Annotated in this window: 2 protein-coding genes; both read right to left on the bottom strand. The window is 32.7% G+C overall.

The genetic code is table 11. The annotated features are described in order from the left end of the window. Positions 1-107: 107 nt before the first annotated feature. The gene (locus HM986_RS17540) at positions 108-956 is read right to left on the bottom strand and encodes an IS3 family transposase (protein ID WP_317167409.1); all 849 of its coding nucleotides are present in this window, start codon (positions 954-956) and stop codon (positions 108-110) included. Then, positions 926-1360 (bottom strand): helix-turn-helix domain-containing protein, encoded by a 435-nt coding sequence (locus HM986_RS17535; protein ID WP_179336341.1) that lies wholly within the window; start codon positions 1358-1360, stop codon positions 926-928. The genes HM986_RS17540 and HM986_RS17535 overlap by 31 nt, the downstream gene beginning before the upstream one ends. Positions 1361-1415 lie beyond the last annotated feature (55 nt).

The following is a 1415-nucleotide window of genomic DNA, read 5'->3' as shown; positions in this document are numbered from 1 at the left end:
TGTATTATACTGATATAGGTTGACTCTTTTTTGTTAATATTTAGACGTTCAAAAGATTTCTTTTAGCCGTTTAGAAGGCAAAAAAATAGTTTGAACTAGGTCTGTTCTTAAATCGTAAGTTCAGGTAAATTTACATTATTTTTTCTATAGGATTTGTATTTGATGTTTGGATTCAGATGGACTTCAGCAGGTTTTCTGAGATCTAGGCTAAAATGGGTTCTCAAATTGTTATAAATATATACTGCTTGTTGTGCCATTTTTTGTGCTAATTCAGTGTTCTTAATAGTTTGTTTTAATCCATATTCATATTTAAGAGTTCTGTTAATGCGTTCTGCAATAGCGTTTTCATAAGGGTCGTATTGCTCAGTCATACTCATTGTAATGTTATTGTTTTCAGCGAATTTTGTGTATTTGGGATTGCAATATTGAAAACCTCTGTCAGAATGATGAATAAGCTTTTGATTGGTATATTTTCTGTTTTTAATAGCCATAGCGAGGGCATCTGTGCAAAGTGATGTTCTCATGTGGTTGTCGAGTTTATATCCCATTATTTGCTTAGAATAGGCGTCTGTGACTAATGCTAGATAGTTGTGCCCATTTTCTGTTTTAATGTATGTTATATCGCTAACCCATAGTTGTTCCGGTCGAGTAGGAACGTGGTCTTTAACAAGGTTCTTATATTTTTTGTACATATGGTTTGAGTTTGTCGTTGTGATGTAATTTTTAGTTTTGGGAATCAAAAGATTATTTAGCCTAAGGAAGTGATAGAACTTGTCTCTACCAATCTTAATACTAGCCTCAGTAAAATTAGCTTTAAGTTCCGCATGTAGTTTAATTCCACCAGTTTTAGAGCCTACTTTTTTACGGTAGTCCTTAACCATTTTAATCATTTTTTGATGATCTATTTCTTTTTTCTGTTGCGTTCTTAGTCTTTTGTAGAAGGCTTGTTTAGATATCCCAAAACATCCATAGAGCCATTTTCTTTTATACGCTGTCTTTTCTTTTGCTCTATCTCTTTTGCTAACGTTTTGGGCAATGACTTTTTTGACATGTCGACTCCTGTAATAAGTTCCATATCAGCGATAATGTCTTGTTGGAAGTCTTTTTGAAACTCAAGTTCTTCAATCTTTTCCTTTAACTTTTTAATTTCATCGTTTTTACTCATACCCGTATTTTGTTGTACTAATGTACTATATTTTCTTAACCAATAGGTAATGGTTGTTCTGGGAACGTCGTATTTTTTGGAAGCTTGGCTGTTTGATAGCTGACCATTTAAGATTTGGTCAACGACTAAAAGTTTGGTCTCTAAAGTGGCTTTTTGGTAGCTTTTTTTTCGCCAGTGTTCATTTTGTGTTTTCATAAGTGACTATAATTAATGGTTTAATTTTTAGTCAACCTATTTCAGGAAAGTTCAT

The sequence above is a fragment of the Winogradskyella costae genome (assembly GCF_013403865.1).
Taxonomy (GTDB): domain Bacteria; phylum Bacteroidota; class Bacteroidia; order Flavobacteriales; family Flavobacteriaceae; genus Winogradskyella; species Winogradskyella costae.
Note: the sequence above shows the minus strand (reverse complement) of the source record. Positions and strands in the feature narration are given on the sequence as shown.

What these genes read in the sequence shown, in the direction of transcription:
- HM986_RS17535 (WP_179336341.1), bottom strand. Translation starts at nt 1,360, where the DNA reads ATGAAAACACAAAATGAACACTGGCGAAAAAAAAGCTACCAAAAAGCC.